Genomic DNA, 792 nt, shown 5'->3' on the forward strand with positions numbered 1-792 from the left:
GATAACCTCTCTCATGATGGCAATTGCTGGGTGTATGATGAGGCTCTTGTGTTTAAAAATGGTCACGTTTATGAAAACGCAAGGGTTTATAACAATGCTATCGTGGCTGGTTATATCTATGGTCATGCCCATGTTTATGGCAATGCTGCTGTTTCTAATAATTCCCATGTCTATGGCAATGCTCATGTGTATGGCAAGGCTATTATTTATGATAATGCCTATGTTTATGACAATGCTAGGGTTTATGAAAACGCTCGTATAGCAAATGACGTGCATATTTATGAAAATGCTCATATCCATGGCATTGCTGTTATTCGTGAAAATGTCGGCGGCTCTACTAAAATAAAAACCTATACTGAACGTCTCTCTCCTTATGGCGAGTTAGAAATTGTATGGGTCTAACCTAATGTAACGTAAATAAAATGCGGGCGCGGTGGGGACGCCTGCTTTCAAAATAAATTTTCCATTTCAAATTTTAGCAACTGTTTATCACATTAGATTGTGAGGGTATCCCTATGTGTAAAAAATACGAATTAACCAGTGAAATCAAAAAAATAAAACATGCTCTTACTCGTAATATTATAAACCTTTATCGCATTCGGGCTTTAAAAGATTTTGATGATATAAAGGCGGGTGCTTTAGGCGGCTTTATTGAAAAGGAAAGCAACCTCTCTCATGATGGCAATTGCTGGGTCTAGATGAGGCTTGTGTCTACGGTCATGCAAGAGTGTATGATGATGCAAAAATACGCCATTTTTCTCAAGTCTGTGGTCAAGTTTATGGCAATGCTGA

At 38.1% G+C, this 792-nt stretch carries 1 protein-coding gene and 1 pseudogene; both read left to right on the top strand.

Annotated features, from left to right (window positions below):
- The coding region (locus tag ACFINX_RS10270; protein ID WP_375668817.1) for a hypothetical protein at window positions 1–402 on the top strand (402 nt) is incomplete at its 5' end.
- Window positions 403–515: 113 nt separating this feature from the next.
- Window positions 516–792: pseudogene (locus ACFINX_RS10275) on the top strand (hypothetical protein); the annotation flags it as partial.

Source organism: Bartonella sp. AP36NXGY (assembly GCF_042195865.1).
In the GTDB taxonomy this organism is placed as follows: Bacteria; Pseudomonadota; Alphaproteobacteria; order Rhizobiales; family Rhizobiaceae; genus Bartonella.